Annotated in this window: 19 protein-coding genes; 7 read left to right on the top strand and 12 right to left on the bottom strand. The window is 63.4% G+C overall.

The window, feature by feature from the left end; genetic code table 11:
- Positions 1-259: 259 nt before the first annotated feature.
- Genes PQR40_RS05245 through PQR40_RS05230 form a run of 4 tightly spaced genes read right to left on the bottom strand, consistent with a single transcriptional unit; the run spans position 260 to position 5,183 of the window.
- Complete coding sequence (locus PQR40_RS05245) at positions 260-1,120, bottom strand: efflux RND transporter periplasmic adaptor subunit (RefSeq protein ID WP_408228686.1); 861 nt, start codon at positions 1,118-1,120, stop codon at positions 260-262.
- Between the two features lie 13 nt (positions 1,121-1,133).
- The gene (locus PQR40_RS05240; RefSeq protein ID WP_063496755.1) at positions 1,134-1,334 is read right to left on the bottom strand and encodes a DUF1656 domain-containing protein; all 201 of its coding nucleotides are present in this window, start codon (positions 1,332-1,334) and stop codon (positions 1,134-1,136) included.
- Positions 1,324-3,534: an FUSC family protein gene (locus tag PQR40_RS05235; RefSeq protein WP_408508554.1), complete on the bottom strand. Its 2,211-nt coding sequence runs from the start codon at positions 3,532-3,534 to the stop codon at positions 1,324-1,326. Before PQR40_RS05235 ends, PQR40_RS05240 begins: the two co-directional genes overlap by 11 nt.
- 11 nt (positions 3,535-3,545) lie before the next feature.
- The gene (locus PQR40_RS05230; protein WP_408508553.1) at positions 3,546-5,183 is read right to left on the bottom strand and encodes an efflux transporter outer membrane subunit; all 1,638 of its coding nucleotides are present in this window, start codon (positions 5,181-5,183) and stop codon (positions 3,546-3,548) included.
- A 155-nt stretch (positions 5,184-5,338) separates the two neighbouring features.
- Between PQR40_RS05230 and PQR40_RS05225 the strand changes: the two genes are divergently transcribed.
- Both PQR40_RS05225 and PQR40_RS05220 read left to right on the top strand, forming a co-directional pair.
- The gene (locus tag PQR40_RS05225) at positions 5,339-6,277 is read left to right on the top strand and encodes a LysR family transcriptional regulator (protein WP_408228695.1); all 939 of its coding nucleotides are present in this window, start codon (positions 5,339-5,341) and stop codon (positions 6,275-6,277) included.
- Between the two features lie 234 nt (positions 6,278-6,511).
- Positions 6,512-6,670 (top strand): hypothetical protein, encoded by a 159-nt coding sequence (locus tag PQR40_RS05220; RefSeq protein WP_408228698.1) that lies wholly within the window; start codon positions 6,512-6,514, stop codon positions 6,668-6,670.
- A gap of 130 nt (positions 6,671-6,800) precedes the next feature.
- On the opposite strand, the gene PQR40_RS05215 is transcribed toward PQR40_RS05220, so the two are convergent.
- From PQR40_RS05215 to wrbA, 5 genes are all read right to left on the bottom strand, one after another.
- Positions 6,801-7,520: an SOS response-associated peptidase gene (locus PQR40_RS05215; protein WP_408228701.1), complete on the bottom strand. Its 720-nt coding sequence runs from the start codon at positions 7,518-7,520 to the stop codon at positions 6,801-6,803.
- 225 nt (positions 7,521-7,745) lie between these two features.
- Positions 7,746-8,552 carry a metallophosphoesterase gene (locus PQR40_RS05210; RefSeq protein WP_408228703.1) on the bottom strand — a complete coding sequence of 269 codons (807 nt, stop codon included), beginning with the start codon at positions 8,550-8,552 and terminating at the stop codon, positions 7,746-7,748.
- 51 nt (positions 8,553-8,603) lie between these two features.
- Positions 8,604-10,022, bottom strand: a complete 1,419-nt coding sequence (locus PQR40_RS05205; protein ID WP_408508552.1) for an FAD-binding oxidoreductase — start codon at positions 10,020-10,022, stop codon at positions 8,604-8,606.
- 51 nt (positions 10,023-10,073) lie between these two features.
- A complete protein-coding gene (locus PQR40_RS05200; protein ID WP_408508567.1) occupies positions 10,074-10,565 on the bottom strand; it encodes a DUF2069 domain-containing protein in 492 nt (163 codons plus the stop codon).
- Between the two features lie 50 nt (positions 10,566-10,615).
- Positions 10,616-11,218, bottom strand: a complete 603-nt coding sequence (gene wrbA, locus PQR40_RS05195) for an NAD(P)H:quinone oxidoreductase (protein ID WP_408228712.1) — start codon at positions 11,216-11,218, stop codon at positions 10,616-10,618.
- 119 nt (positions 11,219-11,337) lie between these two features.
- Here wrbA and PQR40_RS05190 point away from each other — a divergent pair, with 119 nt between their 5' ends.
- A complete protein-coding gene (locus tag PQR40_RS05190) occupies positions 11,338-12,651 on the top strand; it encodes a YihY family inner membrane protein (protein WP_408333592.1) in 1,314 nt (437 codons plus the stop codon).
- 26 nt (positions 12,652-12,677) lie between these two features.
- On the opposite strand, the gene PQR40_RS05185 is transcribed toward PQR40_RS05190, so the two are convergent.
- The 3 genes from PQR40_RS05185 to PQR40_RS05175 all read right to left on the bottom strand — a co-directional run bounded on the left by PQR40_RS05185 (position 12,678) and on the right by PQR40_RS05175 (position 15,464).
- Entirely contained in the window at positions 12,678-12,998 is a 321-nt protein-coding gene (locus tag PQR40_RS05185) for an Mpo1-like protein (protein ID WP_012433756.1), read from the bottom strand.
- A gap of 199 nt (positions 12,999-13,197) precedes the next feature.
- Positions 13,198-14,043: an alpha/beta fold hydrolase gene (locus PQR40_RS05180; protein WP_408508551.1), complete on the bottom strand. Its 846-nt coding sequence runs from the start codon at positions 14,041-14,043 to the stop codon at positions 13,198-13,200.
- Positions 14,040-15,464 carry an O-acetylhomoserine aminocarboxypropyltransferase gene (locus tag PQR40_RS05175; protein WP_408508550.1) on the bottom strand — a complete coding sequence of 475 codons (1,425 nt, stop codon included), beginning with the start codon at positions 15,462-15,464 and terminating at the stop codon, positions 14,040-14,042. The genes PQR40_RS05180 and PQR40_RS05175 overlap by 4 nt, the downstream gene beginning before the upstream one ends.
- 250 nt (positions 15,465-15,714) lie before the next feature.
- Between PQR40_RS05175 and PQR40_RS05170 the strand changes: the two genes are divergently transcribed.
- The 4 genes from PQR40_RS05170 to PQR40_RS05155 all read left to right on the top strand — a co-directional run bounded on the left by PQR40_RS05170 (position 15,715) and on the right by PQR40_RS05155 (position 21,105).
- Positions 15,715-16,179: a CBS domain-containing protein gene (locus PQR40_RS05170; RefSeq protein WP_408205742.1), complete on the top strand. Its 465-nt coding sequence runs from the start codon at positions 15,715-15,717 to the stop codon at positions 16,177-16,179.
- A 145-nt stretch (positions 16,180-16,324) separates the two neighbouring features.
- Positions 16,325-18,262, top strand: coding sequence for an MFS transporter (locus PQR40_RS05165; protein WP_408228725.1), 1,938 nt, complete (start codon positions 16,325-16,327; stop codon positions 18,260-18,262).
- Positions 18,263-18,481: 219 nt separating this feature from the next.
- Positions 18,482-19,582: a chorismate synthase gene (gene aroC, locus PQR40_RS05160; protein ID WP_408333589.1), complete on the top strand. Its 1,101-nt coding sequence runs from the start codon at positions 18,482-18,484 to the stop codon at positions 19,580-19,582.
- Between the two features lie 47 nt (positions 19,583-19,629).
- Positions 19,630-21,105 carry a tetratricopeptide repeat protein gene (locus tag PQR40_RS05155; protein ID WP_408333586.1) on the top strand — a complete coding sequence of 492 codons (1,476 nt, stop codon included), beginning with the start codon at positions 19,630-19,632 and terminating at the stop codon, positions 21,103-21,105.
- The last annotated feature ends 113 nt before the right edge of the window (positions 21,106-21,218 follow it).

Here is a 21,218-nt window from a genome sequence, read left to right as displayed (position 1 = left end):
GGGAGCTGATGAGCCCTTAGTCACTCCGGGTGGAAGTTGCGGGGCCTCGGATTCCACGGAGCCACTACGCCCTCCAAGCCGGGGAACCCGCTTAAGAATTAGCGGTGTGAGCCGCTTTCTCTTGCTTACTTCTCTTTGCGGCCGGCAAAGAGAAGTAAGTGCCGCCCCGCACAGGGGCGACACGAATAGACCACTAACAAATCAAGGAAAGGCCAACACCATAAAAACAAAGCCCAAAAGCGCCGCGAAGGCAAACACCTTAGCTAGGCTTAACAACAACAGTACAAGTAATCCCAGCAGCCAACACAACGCCGTCGGGCACAGAATCAATCCTCACCCGCACGGGCACGCGCTGCGCCAACCGAACCCAATTAAAAGTCGGATTCACATCGGCCAGTAGCTCACGGCTTTCGGGATTATCCCGATCATAGATCCCACGAGAGATGCTCTCGACATGCCCTTGAAGCGTGCCCCCGCTCATCAACCGAACTTCAGCCTTATCGCCGATACGAACATGAGGCAGCTTGGTCTCTTCAAAATACCCATAAACCCAGAACGAGTGACTATCGACAATGGCCAGCTTGGCAGATCCAGCCGTCGCATAATCCCCACGAAACACGTTCAGGTTGGTGATATAGCCATCAACCGGCGACACCACCCGAGTCCGCTCAAGATTCAATTTGGCAGCATCAAGCGCAGCCAAAGCCTGCTGATAAGAAGCCTCGGCGGCCGACGCAGTGTGAGTCGCATTCTCACGGCTCTCCTTGGACACAACCAAAGCATCCATATCCGCACGCCGTTGCGCATCATCGCGCTTCATCTGCAACTCGGCCTTACGCGCAGCAACCGCAGCTTGCGCCTGCTCAACAGCAATCTGATAGTGCGAAGGATCGATCTGCATCAACAGATCCCCCTTCTTCACCAGTTGATTATCTTTAACAGGCAAATCGACAACCGCGCCTGAAACATCCGGCGCCACATTCACGATTTCAGCGCGCACGCGTCCGTCACGTGTCCACGGTTCATCCATGTAATGAACCCACAACACGCGCCCAATCAAAATCGCGATGATAAAAATAATGGCTGTCGCGACGAAGCCAACAATATTTCGGATGGTCATGTTTCGACTCTGATCAACGATAAACGGCGAGACCCAGCACGCCGCACACACACACGAGCAAGCTGGCCCGGAACAAGGATGGATGCCACACCACGCGATACAGGCCCGTATAGGCAATCACGCGGTCCAACACCCAGGTAAGCGCGGCGCCCGCGATAAACAGCAGCACGATGGCCGGCACGTAAGCGTCGAAAACGGCGATATCACGTGGCATGACGAACTCCTTCTGACGCGTCGGCACGTCCGCTCATCAACGGTTCAAGCGGCGATTGCGGATCGAGCAGCGCGGTACGAATGAAATGCAGTTGGCTCAGAATGCGTTGCAACTGATGCCGCTCGTCACGCGGTGGCGTGAAGGTGACCAGCATCTGCTGAACGGCGGCAATTGCGTCGGTGGTGGCGGCGAGCGCGCGGTCGAAGCGGTCCGCGCGCGGACGTTCGAATAGCGCGGACACCGCGTTGCGCATCGCGCGCAATGAGACGCGCCAGGGCATCGTCTGCGCATAGCGCGCGTCGCGGGGCAGGGCCGCCACTTCGCGGCGCAGGTCGATCATCGCGTTACCCACTTCGAGCACCGAGAAGAGCCAGCGCAACGTGTCGCGTTTGAGTTCGGGTTCGTTCTGCGCGAGCGCGTTGATCTGGAACATCAGATCGCGTGCGCCGCTCTCGAAGCGTGAACGTACCCGGCGCATGCCCGTGCGGCTTGCCAGCACCACCTGACGGCGCAGGTCCACCAGCAGGCGGTTGCGCAGCCACGGCGTCGAAGGCGGCAGCAGCACGGCAAAGGCGACCGCGCACACCAGCATCGACAGCACCAGCGCAATCGCGTCGTTAATGGTGCCGCTCGGGTCGTAATGAATCAGGTTGTCCGGACCGGCCAGGAAACAGAAGAAGATGCAGTAGCCGACACCGTAGCCGGCCAGTGCCGGGCGCGTCGTCATGAACACGCCGAGCAGCAGGAATGGCGTGAGCGCGGCGCACAGCAGCGGAAAGCCGTCGATGTGCGGATACACGCCGTACACCGCGATCATGCCCATCACCGAGGCGACCAGCGTGCCGCCCGCCATCTGGAAGGCCGTGCGCTTCGGATTCGGCGACGACGACGCCAGCGCGCAGACCGCCGCGGCGTCCAGCGTCAAGGTCGAGCCGCTCGGCCACGCCGTCGCGATCCAGAATGCGCCGAGCACCATCATGACGATGGTCGCGCGCAAGCCGGCCACGCCCGCGGCGATTGCGTTCGTCTTCGGTTCGTAGCGCTCGATCCAGCGCTCGCGCTCGTGTGTGTCGACAGCAAGCGACGCATAAGTAGCTGCGTACGCGTGCAGATCGTCGATAAAGCGGTACAGCAGTTCAGCGCCGGTGTCGAAGTCGAGCAGCGGTGCGTCCGGCCGCGTTTCCAGGGCGGCGCGTGTCGCGCGGACCCGCTTGGGCAACTCCGCTTTGTACGCGTCGAGCTGCGCGGCGGCGTGGGCGGCATCCGTGGCGCTCAACACCGGTTCGCCGGATTTCGCGAGCAACGGGGCGATTTCCTTGAAGTACGGCTCCAGCGCTTCGATCGCGACGGTCGCGCCGCTCGTGTTCGCGTCGCGCAGCCGGTTCATCAACTGATGCAGCGCGTGAAAGCGTGTCGATGCGGTCATGAACTCGCTGTTCAGACGCGCCAGACGGCCGCCACGCATCCGCGAATCGGGGCCTTCGAATACGGCGACACTGCGCGCCGCTTCGAAACCGACGATGTCGGCGACAAAACTCGCATTGGTCGCTTCGATCTGCGCGCGGTCGTTGCGGCCGGCCAACGAGGCCGACACATACTCGACGAATGCCGAGAAACGCGCGCGCACGGTGCCGCGCATCTGCAAGCCGGCGAATTGCGGAAACACGAGGCCACTAACGGCGCCCGCGCAGACGATGCCGACCACTACTTCAGCCACCCGCGTGAGCGCGCTCAGAAACGCGCCGTCCGGATGCTGCGAAGCGGGGATGCCGATCAGCGCCGCGGTATAGCCGGCCAGCACGAAACCGTACGACTTGAAGTTGCGATTGCGCGCAGCGCCCGCGGTGCAGATGCCGACCCAGATTGCGGTTGTGGCGATGAACAGTTCCGGCTGTTGTGCGAACAGACCGATCAACGCAAGCATGACGACGAGACCGACCAGCGTCCCGCAGATCCGATAGAAGCTCTTGGCGAACACCATCCCGCTTTGCGGCTGCATCACGATGAACACGGTGGTCATCGCGGTGCGCGGCTGGGGCAGGTCGAGTTTCATCGCGATGCCGAGCGCCAGGAAACAGGCGGCGAGCGCTTTGAACAGATACACCCACGTGAGGCCGTCGGTGCGCGCCCAGTCGGCGGCAGCCGAATAGAGCGCGGCAAACGATGCCGGACGCGAGGCGGGAGAGGGGGAGGCTGACATGGTCCGCGTCCTTACTCAGTAGCTGCTGCGGCGGCCGGGCTTTGCGCTTGCGCCGTGGCGGCAGCAGGTGCGGTGCTATCCGCATGACTCGCCGAACCGGCCTGCGTCGGCGCGTCCGAAGGCTTGCCCGTGGCGGTCGAACCTGCCGCCGCCGCTTTACCCTTACCATGCGCCGGCAACGTTTCGTTCGCCTGCGGACCATTAGCCGGTTCGTCGAGTCCACCACCCAAGGCCGTGACCAGCGACGCATGCGCGCCCAGCCGTTCAGCCTGAATCTTCGCGACGCCTTCCTGCGCGCGCAGCAACTGGCTTTGCGCGACCAGCACGTTCAGATAGTCGGTCAAACCGCGCCGATACCCTTCGCGCGACAATTCATAGTTCTTGCGAGCCGCTGCGACCGAACGGTCGGCGTCTTGCGCCTGGGTCGCGAGCGAACGGATCCGGATCACCTGATCGGAGATGTCCTTCAGCGCGCCGACAATCGACTGGTTATAGCGATCGACCGCCTCGTCGTACCCTGCCGATGCCGCACCAAGCTGCGAGCGCAGACGTCCGCCGTCGAGGATCGGCAGCGACAGCGCCGGACCCGCGCTCCAGCTATGCGACGGGTCCTTCAGGAACTGGAACAGCGGTCCCATTGCCGCATAACCGCCGATCGATGCCAGCAGGTTGATGTCCGGATAGAAGCTGGCCTTGGCGACGTCGATGCCACGCGCTTGTGCCGCCACCGTCCAGCGTGCCGCGACCACGTCGGGCCGATGGCCGATCAGGTCCGCGGGCAGTGCGCCTGGCAAAGCGGCGGGTGCGTTGTCGAGCGAGAGCGTCGGACGCTGGATCGCATCGCCCGCGCCCGGCCCCTTGCCGGCCAGTGCGGCCAATTGATTGCGGCCGAGCGCAATCTTTTCCTCGATCGCGTCGATCTGGCGTTCGTATTCCGGCATTGGCGTTTCGGCCTGGCTCACTTCGAGTTGCGTGCCGATGCCGCCTTTCAGACGCCGGTTCGCCAGGTCGACGATCTGCTGCTGTTGTTGCAGCGTGGATTTGGCGATATCGAGCAGCGCATAGTTCATCGACATCTCGATGTACGTGCGCACCACGTTGCCTTCCAGTTCGAGCTGGGCGGCGCGGAAGTCCGCCGCGCTCGCGTGGGCGGCGTCGAGCGCGCGCTCGGCGGCGTTCTTGTCCTTGCCCCAGAGATCGAGGTTGTACGACAGACCCAGCGTGCCGGTGTTGTTCCACGACTGCTCGCCCGCGAGCGGGCCGGGGCCGTAATAGAGGTTGTCGGCCCATTTCTGACGCTGGATCGACAGGCTGCCGTTCACTTGCGGCGACAGCGCCGAACGGGCGACTCCCGCCATCGAAACGGCTTCGCGCACGCGCGCCTGGGCGACAGCGAGATTCGGATTGTCTGCCTGCGCGGTTTCGATCCATTCATTGAGCTGCGGATCGTTATAGGCGCGCCACCAGTCGGCGGCCGGCCATTGGGCGTCCGCGTTGGCGGCCCGGATGGCGTTGCCTGCGTCGAGCGAGGAGGGCTCGATTCCGCGGTCTTGCGGCGCGATGCCTCCGGTACTGGCACAGCCGGCGATTGTTAATAGGATCGTAAGAACCGCGGCTGCGGCGATCCCTTTCTGTACCGGAGACTGCACGATTTCCTCCAAAATTGGCTATAGAAGCATGTGCGTCATTATATTTTTTGATTGATTGGGGAATAACCGGTAAAGATGCAAGGCATTTTTACGCGATATGAGATAATCGCCTTTGCGAATCGTGTAACAATCGCTCCGGGTCAGTAAGGAAAATTATGGATACGCTTCAAAACATGCGCGTATTTGTCCGGGTCGTCGAAGCGGGCAGCTTTACGGGTGCCGCGCAACACCTGAACACGACCACGGCGTACGCGTCGCGCGCGGTTTCCGATCTGGAAGCGCACCTGCGCACGCGTCTGTTGAACCGCACGACGCGCCGTATCGCGCTGACCGAGGCAGGTGAGCGCTATCTGCAGCGCTGCGAGCAGATCCTCGCGTACGTGGATCAGGCTGAAGCGGAAGCCAGCGACGCCCACGCCCGCCCCTCCGGCAAACTCAAGGTCCACGCCATGACCAGCTTCGGCCAGCACTATGTTGTGCCGGCCGTGGGCCGCTATCAGGAGCGCTATCCGGATGTCCATGTCGAGCTGACGCTCGCGCAGCGCATGCCCGATCTGCTCGACGAAGGTTTCGACGTGTCGCTGACGCTGGCAACCGGCCTGCCGGATTCGGGGCTGGTGTCGCAGCGACTGGGCAGCGCGTTCAGCATCGCATGTGCGTCGCCGGCCTATCTGGAGCGGCACGGCGTGCCCCAAACGCCCGCGGACCTCGCGCACCACACCTGCCTGCAATTGGTCACACCGGTGTTTCCGATCGACAAATGGACGTTTGACGGCCCGAACGGCGAGGAAACGATTGCCCTCGGCCCGGCCACCTTCCAGGTGAATGTCGCGGAAGCCATGGCGGTCGCGGCGTGCAAGGGCATGGGGGTCGGACTGATTCCGATTTACTCGGCGATCAGCGGTTTGCGTAGCGGCGAGCTCGTGTGGCTATTGCCGGAATACACGTCGCAGGAAATGAATCTGTATGCGTTGTATCCGTCCCGGCAGTACCTGGACGCGAAAATCCGCACCTGGGTCGAATTCCTGCGCGACGAACTGCCCGGCACGCTGGCCGTCGATCAGGAAGAATTGCGCCAGTTCGCTCGCGGCTGAAGTAGCGCCACGTGGGCGGTTGACCATTGTTGACGGTTCCAGGCCGCTTCAGCGTGACAGCCTGTTACACAAGTGCCGCGTCGCAACATTTCCTTACTTCTGCGTCGCGGTCGATTTGCTAACGTGTCGTTCATGCGCTGCCGCATTCAGCGGGGGGCGCTTAAGCCGGGCGCGCTTAGTTAGCCGCCGTTCGGCAAATCGCAACAACCGCAACAACCGAAGGACGAGGAATTCATGGATACGCATCTGATGATCGGCGTGGCCGTCATGTTGGGACTGATCGGAATCGCCGCATCGCGCGATCTGCTGCGCCGTCTGCGTGACCAGCAGCCGCAACTGGTGCCGATCAAGGTCGAGCGCCCTGATTTGCAGGAACAACGGCGCGATCGTTGAGCCTTGGCGCGTGGCAATTGAGCTTGCCGGTGCGTTTTTTCGGGGCGCCTTTCGCGTTACCGGAATTTACTGCGTAGGTGTGGTCAGGTTCCCAATCAGTTTCGCTCCGCGTTGCGCCGCACCTTCTGCTTCAGTGCAGCGCTTCGATCAGACCCGGCTCGTCAGTGAGCGTGCGGTCTACGTCCGGACTCACCCGGTGCCAGCGAAACCGCGCGGCGGGTAGGCAGGCGCTGCGTGCGAGCTGTTCGAGTTCGTCGGACTGCAGGGCCGGATCCAGCCAGCGGCGTGCCGCCTCCGGCGCTAATACCAGTGGGCGCTGGCCGTGCACATCGATCAGGCCCGCGTCGGCGGTGGCCGTCACGATTACCAATCCCATGCCCTCCGTCTGCGGTTCCGTGCCGCGTACGCTCGACAGGGCCGCGAGGTACATTGGTACGTCGCTTTTCAGATGCACGAAGTAAGGCTGGCGGACCGCTGCGTTGGCTTCCGCCGCACTATCCCCGTTTGATGTTCCGGGCGCTGCTTCCATGCGCCATTCGAACCAGCCGTCTGCCGGCACCAGTACCCGTCCAGTTTTCCATAGGTCTTTGAAGTAGGGCGTATGCGGTGCGGTTTCGGCTCGCGCGTTGATCGTCTGCGGCAGATGCTGCTCGCGCGCCCACGCTGGGCAATAACCCCAGTGGATGGCGTGCAGCGTTTGGTCCGGATAGATCGCCAGCGGGTGAGTGCCCGGCGCGAGGTTGTAGCCGGGGCGGCGGTCGGCGGCGTCGAACAGCATGAGCGGATCGGCGAGGCCAAGCTGTTGCGCGTACAGATGCGGATCGCGGTACTGGCTGATTCGACCACACATGAGTGACCTCCGGAGATGACCGGCCTGGCGGGTTTCACCGATTCGAGCTATCCGGGCGATTTGACGCGATGCTGATGTGCCAGCACGCCAGCACGCCAGCACGCCAGCACGCCAGCACGCCAGCACGCCCACGCGTCCACACGCCGGCAAGACACGAACCCGACGACAGCAACAGCGTAGTGCTTGCCGCCTGGCCGCGCTACCCAGATCGGCCCCAAGCCGACGCTATATCTCTACGACCTTATCCCACGTGAACTGTGGATTCTCCGGCTGACCGGTGCGCCGGTCGAGATAGCCGCGTGGATTGCAGACCACGCGCGTGCCGTTCACGGTGTAATCGAATGGCGTATGCGTATGTCCGTGAATCCACAGTGCGACGGGCGAGCGCACCAGTTCCGGCAAATGATTGACGAACCCGGCCGACACGCGGTCCTCCGCGTAGCGCTCGGCCAGACTCATCCGATGCGGCGCGTGATGCGTGACGACGATCGTCTTGCCGTCGAACGGGCTGGCCAGCTCGCTTTCGAGCCAGGCACGCGCCTGGCGGTGGAGCGCGAAGGAATCGTCAGGGGTGAAGTCGCGTGGCGAGTCCCGGGTGTCGTGTGGCCAATTCATCTGGATCAGGCCGCGGAAGTCGAGCATCACCCGGCGCGATGCCTCGATGGATTCGGCGAGCGAGTCAGGATCCGCGCCGTATAACGCGAAGTCGGTCCACAACGTGGTGCCGAGTACGCGCCAGCGGCCTTGCGGGTCGACCAGCGTGGCATTGTTCAGCACGTGCACGTTGTCGACTTGCGCGGCTGCGTCGTAGAGGGCTGTTTCGAGCGCGCCGAATTCGCCGTCGTAGTACTCGTGATTGCCGGGCACATAGACCACCGGCACGGCGCCGTCGAAAGTCTGCGCGGCCCAGCGCGGGCCGGCTGCGTGATTGTGGATGTCGCCGGCCAGCACGATCAGATCCGCGTGCGCATGCGGGATCAACTCGGGCTCGTCGTTCTCCAGATGCAGATCGGACAGCACGCGAATCTTCACGACGACGACTCCTGCAATGAGCCTCGCACCCAACGGCGAGGGCTTCAAACCTTAGCGTAGCACCTTGCCCGGATTCATCAGGTTCAACGGGTCGAGCGCGCGTTTGACGGCGCGCATCAACTGCACCTCGACGTCCTGCTTGTAATGCATCGCCTCGTCGATCTTCAACTGGCCGAGGCCGTGTTCCGCGCTAATGCTGCCACGATGCCGGTGCACGCTGTCGTAGACGATCTGGTTGATCGGGCTTTGCCAGATGTCGAGGAATGCCTTCGCGTCGTCGCCCTCGGGCGCCTGCACGTTGTAGTGCAGGTTGCCGTCGCCGAGATGGCCGAACGTGACCATGCGCACACCCGGCACGGCCTGCGCGATCGCCGCGTCGGTTTCCTCGATGAAGTGGCCGATGCGCGAAATCGGCACAGCGATATCGTGCTTGATGTTCAGGCCTTCCTCAGCCTGCGCGAGGGGGATGTGTTCGCGCAGATTCCAGAATGCCCGTGACTGTGTGAGATTTTCCGCAACTACCGCGTCTTCGACCAGACCTTCGTCGAGCGCGGTTTCCATCAGGCGTTCAAACAGTCCGCGCGCATGCTCCTCACTCTCGCTATCTGACAGTTCCAATAGCACGACTTGCGCGTGCGATTCGGCGAACGGATAGCGCATCTGCTCGAAATGCCGGCCCACTAGCCGCAGACAGAAATCGGACATCAATTCGAAGCCGGTCAGAAGCGGTCCGGCGACGCGCTGCGTGAGCGACAGGAAATCGAGTGCCGCATGCGGCGATGCGAGCGCGGCGAGCGCCGTGACGCGCGCGGCCGGTTGTGGATGCAGCTTGAGCACGGCGGCGGTGATGATGCCAAGCGTGCCTTCCGCGCCTATGAACAGATCGCGCAGGTCGTAGCCAGTATTGTCCTTGCGCAGTCCGCGCAGGCCGTCCCACAGTTCACCTTGCGGCGTGACTACTTCGAGGCCCAGGCACAGCTCGCGCGTGTTGCCGTAGCGCAGTACGCCGGTGCCGCCCGCGTTGGTGGCGAGATTGCCGCCGATCGTGCAGCTGCCTTCGGCGGCGAGGCTCAGCGGAAACAGGCGGCCGGCTTCCTCGGCGTGCTTCTGTACTTCGGCGAGGATGACGCCGGCTTCGACCGTGACCGTATTGTTGTGCGGATCGATGTCGCGCACGCGATTCAGACGCCGCAGACTGATGATCGCCTGCGCGCCGCTTTCGTCCGGCGTGGCGCCGCCGGCCAGACCGGTGTTGCCGCCTTGCGGCACCAGCGCGATGCTATGTTCGACGGCGAGCTTGACGAGCGACGCGACTTCGCCAGGCGTGGCCGGGCAGAGCACCGCGCAGGCCGCGCCGGTGTAGCGGCGGCGCCAGTCGGTGAGGTAGGGGGCGGTGTCATGCGGGTCGGTCAGCACCTGGGCGGCGCCGATGGCTTCGCGGCAAGCAGTGAGGAAAGCGGCTTGGGTCATGTTTGGTCGGTCTGAATGGTCGGCGGATAGGTTACGCGGAAAACGCTATTTTCATCGTGCGCGTCCCTCGACATGCTCGGCGTTCTGCTTTGCGTTCTCTTTTGCTGCCCGTTTGGCGGCGCGCTTGAACGGTGCGACATATGCCAGCGTGCAGACGAAAAAAACCACGGTTAGGGCGGTTTCGAGCCAGCCGAGGCGCGCGCTCAGACCGCGGTCGCTCCAGCCGCGGACGATGCCCTCGGCAAAATACAGCAGGATCAACATCGACGCCCATTGCAGCGTGTAAAGCCGGTGCCGCCACACGCCGGGCAGGGCGAGCAGCAGCGGCACGGCTTTGAGCACTAGCGCCGAGCCGCCCGGGCGCAGCGGCGCGAGCCACCATTCCCACGCAACGGACAAAACGATCAACGCGAGCAGGGCCGCCGTTGCGCCGAAAGCGGCGGCGCGATTTTTCGGCACGGGCATGACGGTTGCGCGCTTAGGGGCGTTCGTTGCGGAATCCGCCGGGAACGAGCCGGCATGCTGCGGGTTGCGCTCGCTCACGGGCGGCGCAGAATTCGCGTCGTTCGCGGCCTGCGGGGCATTCGGCTCGTTCACGGCCGTTCACTCATGGACGCCGCCGTGCGGGCAACGCGTGCGCCGAGGGCTATTGCAAGCGTCTTTTCGTCGGCGGAGATGCCCTGTTCGGCCGTGCCCGCGCGTGCGAAATGCGACGCGCCGTAGGGCGTGCCGCCGGTTTGCGTGGTGGAGAGCGCACTCTCGGTGTACGGAATGCCGAGGATCAGCATGCCGTGGTGTAGAAGCGGCAGCATCATGGATAGCAGCGTGGATTCCTGGCCCCCGTGCAAACTGCCGGTGGACGTGAACACGCAGGCCGGTTTGCCGGACAGCGCACCCGAAAGCCACTGCGGCGTGGTGCCGTCGAGAAAATATTTCAGCGACGCGGCCATATTGCCGAAGCGGGTAGGCGAACCGAGTGCGAGACCGGCACATTCCTCGAGGTCGCGCAGTTCGACATAGGGCGGCCCTTCCGCGGGAATATCCGGCTGGGTCGCTTCGCAGACGGTGGAAACCGCCGGCACGGTGCGCACGCGCGCCTGCATGCCGGGGACGCTGTCGACGCCGTGCGCGATCGCCAGCGCAAGCTCGCGCGTAGCGCCATGACGGCTGTAATAGAGCACGAGAATGTCTTTCATAGGCCTCATCGGTGAACGGGTATTATAGGGGCTGGGTCCGCTGCACAGGCCATCCATAGCCATTCGGCCAGGCCTCGCGCACTGTCCTGAAACACCGTTTTTGATGCAAGGAGGTGGGTTTGTTGTCCAGGGTGCGTTTCGATCTCGATACGCTCAAACGGCTCGCGCAGTTTGCCGCGAAGCGCAGTAGCGAAGACCGCATTCCACAGGTGGCCGGCAGCCTCACGTTCACCACCATGCTTTCGCTGGTGCCGCTCGCCACGGTCGCGTTCGCGCTGTTCACCGCGTTTCCGATTTTCAGCTCGTTTCAGATGTCGCTGCAGATTTTCCTCGCCGACCATCTGATGCCTGCGCAGCTCAACAGTCAGATTTTCGATTATCTGAATCAGTTCGCGTCGAAGGCCAAGGGCCTCACGACCATCGGCATGATTTTTCTGTTCGTCACCGCCGTCATGACGATGATGACCGTGGAATCCGCTTTCAACGTGATCTGGCGGGTGCGCAAGGCACGGCCGATCGCGCAGCGCATTCTGGTCTACTGGGCGATCATCACGCTCGGCCCGATTCTGATCGGCGTGAGCCTGTCGATTTCTTCCTACCTGTTCACGCGCTCCATGGCGTTCACGGCGGCCCAGCATATTCCGCCGGTGATCGACTGGGCGCTGACCGGCGCCTCGCTGCCATTGACAGCACTCGCCTTCACGATGCTTTACGTGTTTTTGCCGAACTGCCGGGTGGAATGGCGTGACGCGGTGATCGGCGGGATTACTGCCGCGATCGCGTTCGAACTCTCCAAGCGCGGTTTTGGCTATTACGTGCGCCGGATTCCCACTTATACCGCGGTGTACGGCGCATTTGCCGCCGTACCGCTATTCCTGCTGTGGATGTACCTATGCTGGTTCATCGCGCTGGCCGGCGCAATGATCGCGTCGGCGCTGCCGGCGATCCGCATCGGGCAGTTTCACCGGCCGATTTTCGAGGGAAGCGATCTGTTCGATTCGCTTGAACTCCTCGCGCGGCTTTCGGAAGCACGGGAGGCCGGCAAGCGCGGCTACACGGTGCAGGAGCTCTCGCGCATGCTTCGCCGTGAGATGGATACCACGGTCAAGCTGCTGCAAAAACTTGAGGAGATCGAGTGGATTGCGCGCTTGCAGGAGGACGGCGCGCGTCCGCACTTCTTGCTGCTGGCGAATCCGGCGCAGATCACAGTCGAGCGCCTGTTCGATCTGTTTGTGATCGATCGCGCGGAACTCGAATATCAGCTTGAACTGAACTCTACGCGGGTGGATGGCCAAACGCTCCTGGCGGCGCTGGAAAACGACAAGCTGAAGGTAACGCTCGCTGTGCTGCTGGCGGCGCGTGCTGCCGCGCGGGCGGCGCGCGCGCAGGAAAGCGAGCAGGGCACTTCTTCCATGCCGCATCAGGCTGCATGAGCAGGCCGCCTGAAGCGGCAGCGAAACTACAGCGAAATCTTCCCGACGCAGATGTCCTTGAACATCACCCAGTCGCCCATCAGGCTATAGAGCGGATGCCGAAAGGTAGCCGGCCGGTTCTTTTCGAAGAAGAAATGCCCGACCCAGGCAAAGCCATATCCACAGATTACGGCAGCTGGCAGCCATAGCCAGTCACCGGTGGCGAGCGCCATGGCGAGGCAGCCGATCACACCGAGCGAACCCACGAAATGCAGCCGCCGCGATACCGTGTTGCGATGCTCGCTCAGGTAATACGGGTAGAACTCCGCGAAACTCGCGAAGTGATCGGTGTGCGCGGTTTGAGCCATCACGGCCTCCGAATGTCGACGCTACTCGATTCCGTGCCCGTCGCTCCCAGGTTGCTTCGGCGCGCGCCGACATGCCCGGAACGCGCTCAAAACAGGACAGGCTTGACCCATTGTGCGGCTATCGGGCCATGCGTGCAACCTGGCCATTCGGCCGATGGCGGCCCTGTGCCGGTGCGGCTATCGTGACCACTCGCAGCGACTATCGAACGCGGTGTGGAACGGCGCCGGCGGCTTTCGTGGCGAAGCTGAACAGCGCGTCGAGCGTGGCATCGGGCTGCTCGGTCATCAGGGCATGCCCGGCTTCGAGCACAACAGTGTCGACCGGCACGCCGGCTTGAGAGAGCGCGTCGGCGAGCGCTTTGGCCGCGCGTGGCGGCGTCATCGCATCGCGCCGACCCACGATCAATCGCGTCGGGCAACGCACCTGAGCCGCGCGTGCGAGGCCATCCGCGTAGCTATTGCAGGCGGTGAAGTCGGTGTGGAACAGGTGCGGCTCGCCGTGCGCCGAGACACGCTCCATCAGCCGCTGGTTCATGCCGTGCAGCCAGAAGCCCGGGCCGGGGCACGACGGCTTGGCGGCGAGCGTCGAGTGCGACCATTGATTGACCATGCCGATTGCATCGGGCTCGCGATGCAGGGCGGCGTCGAGCAAGGCGTCGGAGACGGCCATCGGCGCGGCGGTGGCGAGCAGCGCCAGGTGCGTTACGCGCTCCGGATAGCGGCCGGCGAAGTCGAGTGCAATCAGCGAGCCCATGCTGTGGCCGGCCGCGAATGCGCGCTGCACGCCGGCGGCGTCAAGAAGAGCGGCCAGCCAGTCGGCCATTGCTGCCACGGTGGTGAGCGCCGGGCCGGCGCTGCGGCAGTGTCCGGGCAGGTCGACCGCCAGTACGCTGAAGCCATGATGCGCGAAGTAACGTGTTTGCAATGCCCACACGCTATGGTCATGTTCGGCGCCGTGGATGAAGACGGCGGTCGGCAGGCTGGGGTCGAATGGTTTGCCGCCGGTGTACGCGTAGGCGGGCTTGCCTTGAACGGTGAGGATCATGCGGACTCCGGGCGGGGTTTGGTGGCGTCGGCGGACGGTCGGCCTGGGTTGCCTTGGGCCGGAGCGGCGGATGAGCCGGATGCGCTATTTTTCGCCGCGCCGGACGGACCGGCTGGCCCACTCCCAGGCGCCCCGCTCGCTTTCTGCGCTGCTTTTAGCGCCCGCTTGAGGTCGTCGATCAGATCGTCGGGGTCTTCAAGGCCGATAGACAGGCGGATCGTGCCTTCGGCGATGCCTGCGGCGGCGAGCGCGGCGGCGTCCATGCGGAAGTGCGTCGTCGATGCGGGATGGATGACCAGCGAGCGCGCGTCGCCGACGTTCGCGAGATGGGAGAACAGCGAAAGCGCTTCAATGAAGCTGCGCCCGGCGGCGCGGTCGCCGCGCAGATTGAAGCTGAACACCGCGCCCGCGCCGCGTGGCAGCAGACGCTTCGCGAGCGCGTGGTCCGGATGCGACGGTAGTTCCGGATAGGCGACGGCTTCGACGGCAGGGTGTGCGCACAGAAATTCGACCACCTTGCGCGTATTCGCGACGTGCCGTTCCATCCGTAGCGGCAGTGTTTCGATGCCTTGCAGTAGTTGCCAGGCAGCCTGGGGATGCAGGCACGCGCCGAAGTCACGCAAGCCCTCCCGGCGCGCGCGCAGGAGGAACGGCGCGACCGTGCTTTCTTCGGCGAACACCATGCCGTGAAAGCCCTCGTACGGCTCGGTAAATTCGGGGAAGCGGCCGGACGCGTCGAAGTCGAACGTGCCGCCGTCCACGAGTACGCCACCGATCGTGGTGCCGTGGCCGCCGAGGAATTTGGTTGCCGAGTGATAGACGAAGTCGGCGCCATGCTCGAACGGCTTGAGCAGGTAGGGTGTGGTGAAGGTCGAATCGACCAGCAGCGGCACGCGGTGTTCGTGCGCGAGTTGCGCCACCGCGGCGATATCGAGCACGTCGAGGCCGGGGTTGCCGAGTGTCTCGCCGAACAGCAGGCGCGTGTTCGGGCGCAGCGCGGCGCGCCACGCGTCGAGGTCGCCCGGTTTGACGAAGGTCGTCTCGATGCCGAAGCGCCGCAGCGTGTAGTGCAGCAGGTTATGTGAGCCGCCGTACAGCGCGCTGGAGGCGACGATATGGGCGCCGGCGCCCATCAACGTGGCGATCGCCAGATGGAGCGCGGCCTGGCCGCTGGCTGTACCGATCGCGCCCGCGCCGTTTTCCAGCGCGGCAACGCGTTCCTCGAACACGGCCACGGTCGGATTCGAGATGCGCGAATAGACGTGGCCGGCGCGTTCCATATTGAAGAGCGCCGCGGCGTGGTCCGAGTCGTGGAACGAAAACGAGGTAGTCTGGTAAATAGGCGTGGCGCGCGCGCCGGTGGTCGGGTCGGGCGCGGCGCCGGCGTGCAGCGCAAGCGTATCGAAACGGTTGGCGGACATCCTGGGCGGCGGGGCCACGGACGGCCTCGCGAAAGGTGAAAGTGGCGGCCATCCTATCACCGGCATGGATCGCTTCAAGCGCGGTTTTCCCGCGGGTTGGCCTATGTTTGTGCGCCGAACGGCGCCGGGCTGACCCTGCAAACGCCCGCGGCGCCTTGGTGGGCGGGCCGCTTTCCTTTTATGGACCTTTCCGCTAGGATCGAAAGTCATTCAGGCAATATCAGCTTAGCGGGTATCACGGAGACAGAACATGCGAGTCAGCGACATTCTTAAAGTCAAAGGCAACACCCTTTTCACGGTTACGCCGGATACCACGCTGCACGACGCAGTCAACACAATGGCCGAGCACGATATCGGCTCGCTGGTCGTGATGGAATACGGCGACCTCGTCGGCATGCTGACGTTTCGTGAAATTATTCTGACCTTGAGCAAGCATGGCGGCAGCCTCGGTACCTCCACGATCCGCAAATTGATGGACGACCATCCGCTGACCTGTACTCCCGAAACGGACGTCAACGAGGTTCGTCGCATGATGCTCGAGCATCACGTGCGCTATTTACCGGTGCTGGAAAGCCGCACGCTGATGGGCGTGATCTCGTTCTACGACGTCGCGAAGGCGGTGGTCGAAGAGCAGGGCTTCGAAAACCGCATGCTCAAGGCCTACATCCGCGACTGGCCGGAAGAACAGCCGGAACAGCAACCGGCGCCGCGCTAACTAACTAACGCGCGGTGGCTCACCGCGGCGCTCGCGCCGTTGCCGTGAGTATGAAGATGCGGTCAAGGCGCGCGCGAAAGCGTGCGCTTTTTTTGTGCCCGGTCCTTTCCCCTTTGTTGCGCTTTTTGGCCGTTCTCCGAACTTCATGAACGATCGTCCGTTACCTGCCGCCCGCCGTGCTGCCCGTTCTCATGAGGCGCACGAGTCCCAGTTCCGCCTGCTCGGCCAGCGCCGCTTCGCGCCGTTTTTCTGGACCCAGTTCCTCGGCGCGATGAACGATAACGTTTTCAAGATCGGCTTCACGTCGCTGGTCACGTATCAGGCCGCGCGCTTTTCCGGTGTCGATCCGAAAACGGCCGCGTTCCTGATCTCGGCGATTTTCATTTTGCCGTTTGTGCTGCTGTCGGCCACTTCCGGGCAGATCGCAGACAAGTACGACAAGGCCATGCTCACGCGTTTCGTCAAGAGCTTCGAAATCGTCGTGATGCTGATCGGCGGCGCGGGCTTCTGGCTGCACAGCGCGCCGTTGCTGTATCTGTGCACGTTTCTGATGGGCGTGCATTCGACCGTGTTCGGACCGGTCAAGTATTCATACCTGCCGCAGCATCTGTCGAAGTCGGAACTCGTCGGCGGTAACGGAATGGTCGAGATGGGCACCTTCGTCGCGATCCTGATCGGCACGATCGTTGGCGGCGTGGGCGCGGGTTTCGTCGAGCATGGCGCCGTGGTGCTGGCCTGCGCATGTGTCGGGATTGCGTTGGGGGGGCGGCTCGTGTCGAACTTCGTGCCGGTCACGGCGGCGCCGCAACCCGATCTGCGCATCAACTGGAATCCGGTCAGCGAAACGTGGCGCAACCTGAAGCTCGCGCGCGAAAACCGGACGGTGTTTCTGAGCCTCCTGGGAATTTCCTGGCTGTGGTTCGTCGGCGCGACCTTTCTGTCTTCATTTTTCAGCTTCGCGAAAAATGTGCTGTCCGCCGATCCGGACGTGGTGACCGTGCTGCTCGGCACGTTCTCGATCGGCATCGGCCTCGGTTCGCTGATGTGCGAAAAGCTCTCGAAGCGGCGCATCGAAATCGGCCTTGTACCGCTCGGCTCGATCGGCATGAGCGTGTTCGCGATCGATCTGTTTTTCGCGAGTCACGCGTTGCCGGCGGCGGGGCATCTGCTGAGCGTCGGCGAATTCCTGGTGCGGCCCGCCCATTGGCGCGTGCTGGCCGATCTGTTCCTGCTGGCCATGTTCGGTGGCTTCTATAGCGTGCCGCTCTATGCGCTGATCCAGAGCCGCAGCCAGCCGACTCATCGCGCGCGCATCATCGCCGCGAACAATATTCTGAATTCGCTGTTCATGATCGTCTCGGCGTTGATGGCGATGGGACTGACCGCAGCGGGTTTCAGCATTCCAGCGATTTTCCTCGTGACCGCGCTGTTGAACATTGTCGTCGCGACCTATATTTATTCGCTCGTGCCCGAGTTTTTGCTGCGTTTTATCGCCTGGGTGCTGGTGCATACGTTCTACCGGATTCGTCTGGTTCATGCCGAACGGATTCCGGAAGAGGGCGCGGCCGTGCTGGTGTGCAACCACGTGAGCTTTGTCGATGCGATCGTCATCATGGCCGAGAGCCCGCGACCGATCCGTTTCGTGATGGACCACCAGATCTTCAAGACGCCGTTCGCCGGCTGGGTGTTCAGGCAAGCGAAGGCGATTCCGATCGCGCCCGCCCACCAGGATCCGGAGCTGCTGACGCGTGCCTATGAGCGCTGCGCTGAGGCGCTCGCCGAGGGCGACCTGGTCTGCATCTTCCCGGAAGGCAAGCTGACGAAGACCGGCGAGATGAATCCGTTCCGCCACGGCGTGACCGAGATCGTCCGTCGCACACCGGCGCCGGTAATACCGATGGCGCTGCGCGGCTTGTGGGGCAGCGTGTTTTCGCGCGCCAACGACGTGCGCTGGCCGCGGCCGATCCAGAAGGGTGTGATGAGCCGGCTGACGCTGGCGGTGGGTGAGCCGATCGAGCCAGCGCAGGCGACGCCGGAGGTGCTGCAGCAGATTGTCACGGAGTTGCGGGGGGCGCGGAAGTAGCGCGGCCGGATGACGGCTTGCCGATCGGGCCCTTGGCGCAAGCTGCGGCGATATGGAATTCGCGGTTGGATTCCGTTGCGGCAGGAATTTCTGCGCATCCATGCGGGCACGCCCCCGTCGGAGACTTGTCCGAAAGGCATAGACCGCTGCGCACGGCGGTCCTAGCCCCTTGAGGGCTGGCATAATAGTGCCTTCCCCGCATTTCTTTGGACGACGCCCATGTCCGGCAACACGCTCGGTACGCTTTTCACTGTCACGACCTTCGGCGAATCGCATGGTCCCGCTATCGGCTGCGTGATTGACGGCTGCCCGCCGGGCATGGCGCTTGGCGAAGCCGATATCCAGCTTGAACTCGACCGCCGCAAGCCCGGCACGTCGCGCCACGTCACGCAGCGTCAGGAAGAAGACAAGGTCGAAATCCTGTCGGGCGTGTTCGAAGGCCAGACCACCGGCGCGCCGATCGCGCTCCTGATTCGCAATACGGACCAGCGCAGCAAAGACTACGGCAACATCGCCGACACCTTCCGCCCTGGCCATGCCGACTACACCTACTGGCAGAAATACGGCATTCGCGACTATCGTGGCGGCGGCCGTTCGTCGGCTCGTCTGACCGCGCCGACGGTGGCGGCCGGCGCGGTAGCGAAGAAATGGCTGCGCGAAAAATTCGGTACCGAGATCCGCGGCTACATGGCGGCGCTCGGCGAGATCGACGTGCCGTTCGTCGACTGGGCACACGTGCGTGAGAACCCGTTCTTCGTGCCGAATGCGGAGATCGTGCCGCAGCTCGAAGCGTACATGGACGCGCTACGCAAAGACGGCGACTCGATCGGCGCACGCATCAACGTCGTGGCTTCCGGCGTGCCGGTCGGACTCGGCGAGCCGCTGTTCGATCGCCTCGATGCGGACATCGCGCACGCCATGATGGGCATCAATGCGGTGAAGGGCGTCGAGATCGGCGCGGGCTTTGCCAGTGTCGCGCAACGCGGTTCGGTGCACGGCGACGAATTGACGCCGGAAGGCTTCGTCGGCAATCACGCGGGCGGCGTGCTCGGTGGCATTTCGACCGGGCAGGACGTCACCGTGTCCATCGCGATCAAGCCGACGTCGAGCATCCGCACGCCGCGCCGCTCGATCGACAAGGCGGGGCAGCCGGCTATCGTCGAAACGTTCGGGCGTCATGACCCGTGTGTCGGTATCCGTGCCACACCAATTGCTGAGTCCATGCTCGCGCTGGTACTGATCGACCACGCGCTGCGCCATCGTGCGCAATGTGGCGATGTTGCAGTGAGCACGCCGAAGATTGCGGCAAGCGCGCCGTAAAGGGCGCTTTCTGAGCGTCTTTGTACTGTGCGCGCAGCATCGTTTCAATGACCGATACGAACATCGAGCCGGTAGATGACTATCTCGCGGACCTGCGTGCGCGTGCTGCCGCGCCGCATGCCGGCGCGGCTGACTGCCTTGCGTTTGGTCAAGCGCTTTTGCAACACGCCGGCCGCGATAAAGCTCGTCGGCGTGAAGCGCTTGCAGCGCTGGTGCGCGCCTATCAGCTCGATCCCTCCTGTGAACCCGCGCTGCTTCACACGATCGCGCAGACGGGGTTCATCGTACGCGACTGGTCCCTCGTCGACTCTGCAACCGCGCGGCTTCTCGAACGAAACAGCGAAGACGCCAACGCGCTGATCTGGCGCGCCGCCGCCGTGCAACAGCGCAATGACTTCGACACGGCCGAGCGGCTACTGCGCGAAGCGGTGCGTGTCGTGCCCGGCAATCCGGTGGCGCTTCACAAACTCGCTTTGTGCATCAAGGAGCAGGCGCGATTTGCCGAGGCGGAAGCGTTGCTCAGACAAGTGCTGGAGTTGTCGCCGGATAACGTGCATGCGCTGTTCGATCTGTCAGAACTCGAAATCCGCACAGGGCGTTTCACCGAAGGCTGGGCGCATTACGAATCGCGCGTTGCATTCGGCGACGATTTGAATAACGCGCAGCATGCGCTCGCTTCGATCAGCGCGCATTGGCAGGGCGAATCGCTGGAAGGCAAAACGCTGATCGTGTACGGCGAGCAAGGCAACGGTGATTGCCTTTGGGCGGTGCGCTTTCTGCCGTTGCTGGCGCAGCGGGCGCGACGCGAGGGCGGCCGGGTGATTTTCGGTCACGACGGGTCGTTGCGGCATCTGTTCGAACGGATGCTGCCTGCTGACTTGCCGCTCGAAACAAGTCTTGAGACGCGGCCTGATTTCCATTGCGGGTTGATGAGCTTGCCGCTGCGGCTTGGCGTTTTCGATGCAACAGGGTGGGGTGCGCGGTATCTGAACGCCGAGCCCGCACTTGTGCAGGCATGGCGTGAGCGGGTCCATGCGCATACGGCCGGCCGGTCCGGTAGTCGAAAAGTCGGTTTGGTGTGGAACGGCAATCCGGAGCATATCCGCGACATGCGGCGGTCAGTGCCTGTCGAGCAATTCGAGCCGTTATTGAGCGTGCCGGGCGTGACGTGGTTTGCGTTGTCGCCGGGGCGCAGCGAGACGGTCGCGCAGTGGCGGGCCAGGCGTCTCGATGTTGTCGATTTGACCCACCATTTTCAGTCCGGCTTCGACGACGTCGCTGCGTTGCTGGCGAATCTGGATCTGGTCGTCACGATTGATAGCGGGCCGGCGCATCTGGCCGGCGCGCTAGGCGTGCCGACGTGCTTAATGATCGACCATGTGTCGGCATGGTTTTGGGGCGATGAATCGCGCACCACGGCCTGGTACGATTCTATTGAGATCTTTCGGCAACCTGAGATTGGTGCGTGGGCGCCTGTGCTGGCTAAAGTGCGGGAGCGGATTGAAATGACGCGGGGCGTTTGAGCTTTTGCCTGGCGGCGCTTTTGACAATACGCCGGCGGCGCATGCCTCGTTATCTTTTTCCTGCTCGAAGCGATTTGACTGCGTGCCGCACGCGGACGGACAAACAAGCTCCG

Source organism: Paraburkholderia sediminicola (assembly GCF_046026855.1).
GTDB lineage: Bacteria > Pseudomonadota > Gammaproteobacteria > Burkholderiales > Burkholderiaceae > Paraburkholderia > Paraburkholderia sediminicola_A.
This window is presented reverse-complemented; position numbering and strand designations above follow the sequence as displayed.

Bases quoted from the DNA above. Each gene is read 5' to 3' on its own strand.
- PQR40_RS05240 (WP_063496755.1), bottom strand. From the start codon at position 1,334: ATGCCACGTGATATCGCCGTTTTCGACGCTTACGTGCCGGCCATCGTG.
- PQR40_RS05170 (WP_408205742.1), top strand. From the start codon at position 15,715: ATGCGAGTCAGCGACATTCTTAAAGTCAAAGGCAACACCCTTTTCACG.
- PQR40_RS05220 (WP_408228698.1), top strand. From the start codon at position 6,512: ATGGATACGCATCTGATGATCGGCGTGGCCGTCATGTTGGGACTGATC.
- PQR40_RS05185 (WP_012433756.1), bottom strand. From the start codon at position 12,998: ATGGCTCAAACCGCGCACACCGATCACTTCGCGAGTTTCGCGGAGTTC.
- PQR40_RS05215 (WP_408228701.1), bottom strand. From the start codon at position 7,520: ATGTGTGGTCGAATCAGCCAGTACCGCGATCCGCATCTGTACGCGCAA.
- aroC (WP_408333589.1), top strand. From the start codon at position 18,482: ATGTCCGGCAACACGCTCGGTACGCTTTTCACTGTCACGACCTTCGGC.
- PQR40_RS05225 (WP_408228695.1), top strand. From the start codon at position 5,339: ATGGATACGCTTCAAAACATGCGCGTATTTGTCCGGGTCGTCGAAGCG.
- PQR40_RS05235 (WP_408508554.1), bottom strand. From the start codon at position 3,534: ATGTCAGCCTCCCCCTCTCCCGCCTCGCGTCCGGCATCGTTTGCCGCG.
- PQR40_RS05245 (WP_408228686.1), bottom strand. From the start codon at position 1,120: ATGACCATCCGAAATATTGTTGGCTTCGTCGCGACAGCCATTATTTTT.
- PQR40_RS05180 (WP_408508551.1), bottom strand. From the start codon at position 14,043: ATGATCCTCACCGTTCAAGGCAAGCCCGCCTACGCGTACACCGGCGGC.
- PQR40_RS05165 (WP_408228725.1), top strand. From the start codon at position 16,325: ATGAACGATCGTCCGTTACCTGCCGCCCGCCGTGCTGCCCGTTCTCAT.
- PQR40_RS05155 (WP_408333586.1), top strand. From the start codon at position 19,630: ATGACCGATACGAACATCGAGCCGGTAGATGACTATCTCGCGGACCTG.
- PQR40_RS05175 (WP_408508550.1), bottom strand. From the start codon at position 15,464: ATGTCCGCCAACCGTTTCGATACGCTTGCGCTGCACGCCGGCGCCGCG.
- PQR40_RS05205 (WP_408508552.1), bottom strand. From the start codon at position 10,022: ATGACCCAAGCCGCTTTCCTCACTGCTTGCCGCGAAGCCATCGGCGCC.
- wrbA (WP_408228712.1), bottom strand. From the start codon at position 11,218: ATGAAAGACATTCTCGTGCTCTATTACAGCCGTCATGGCGCTACGCGC.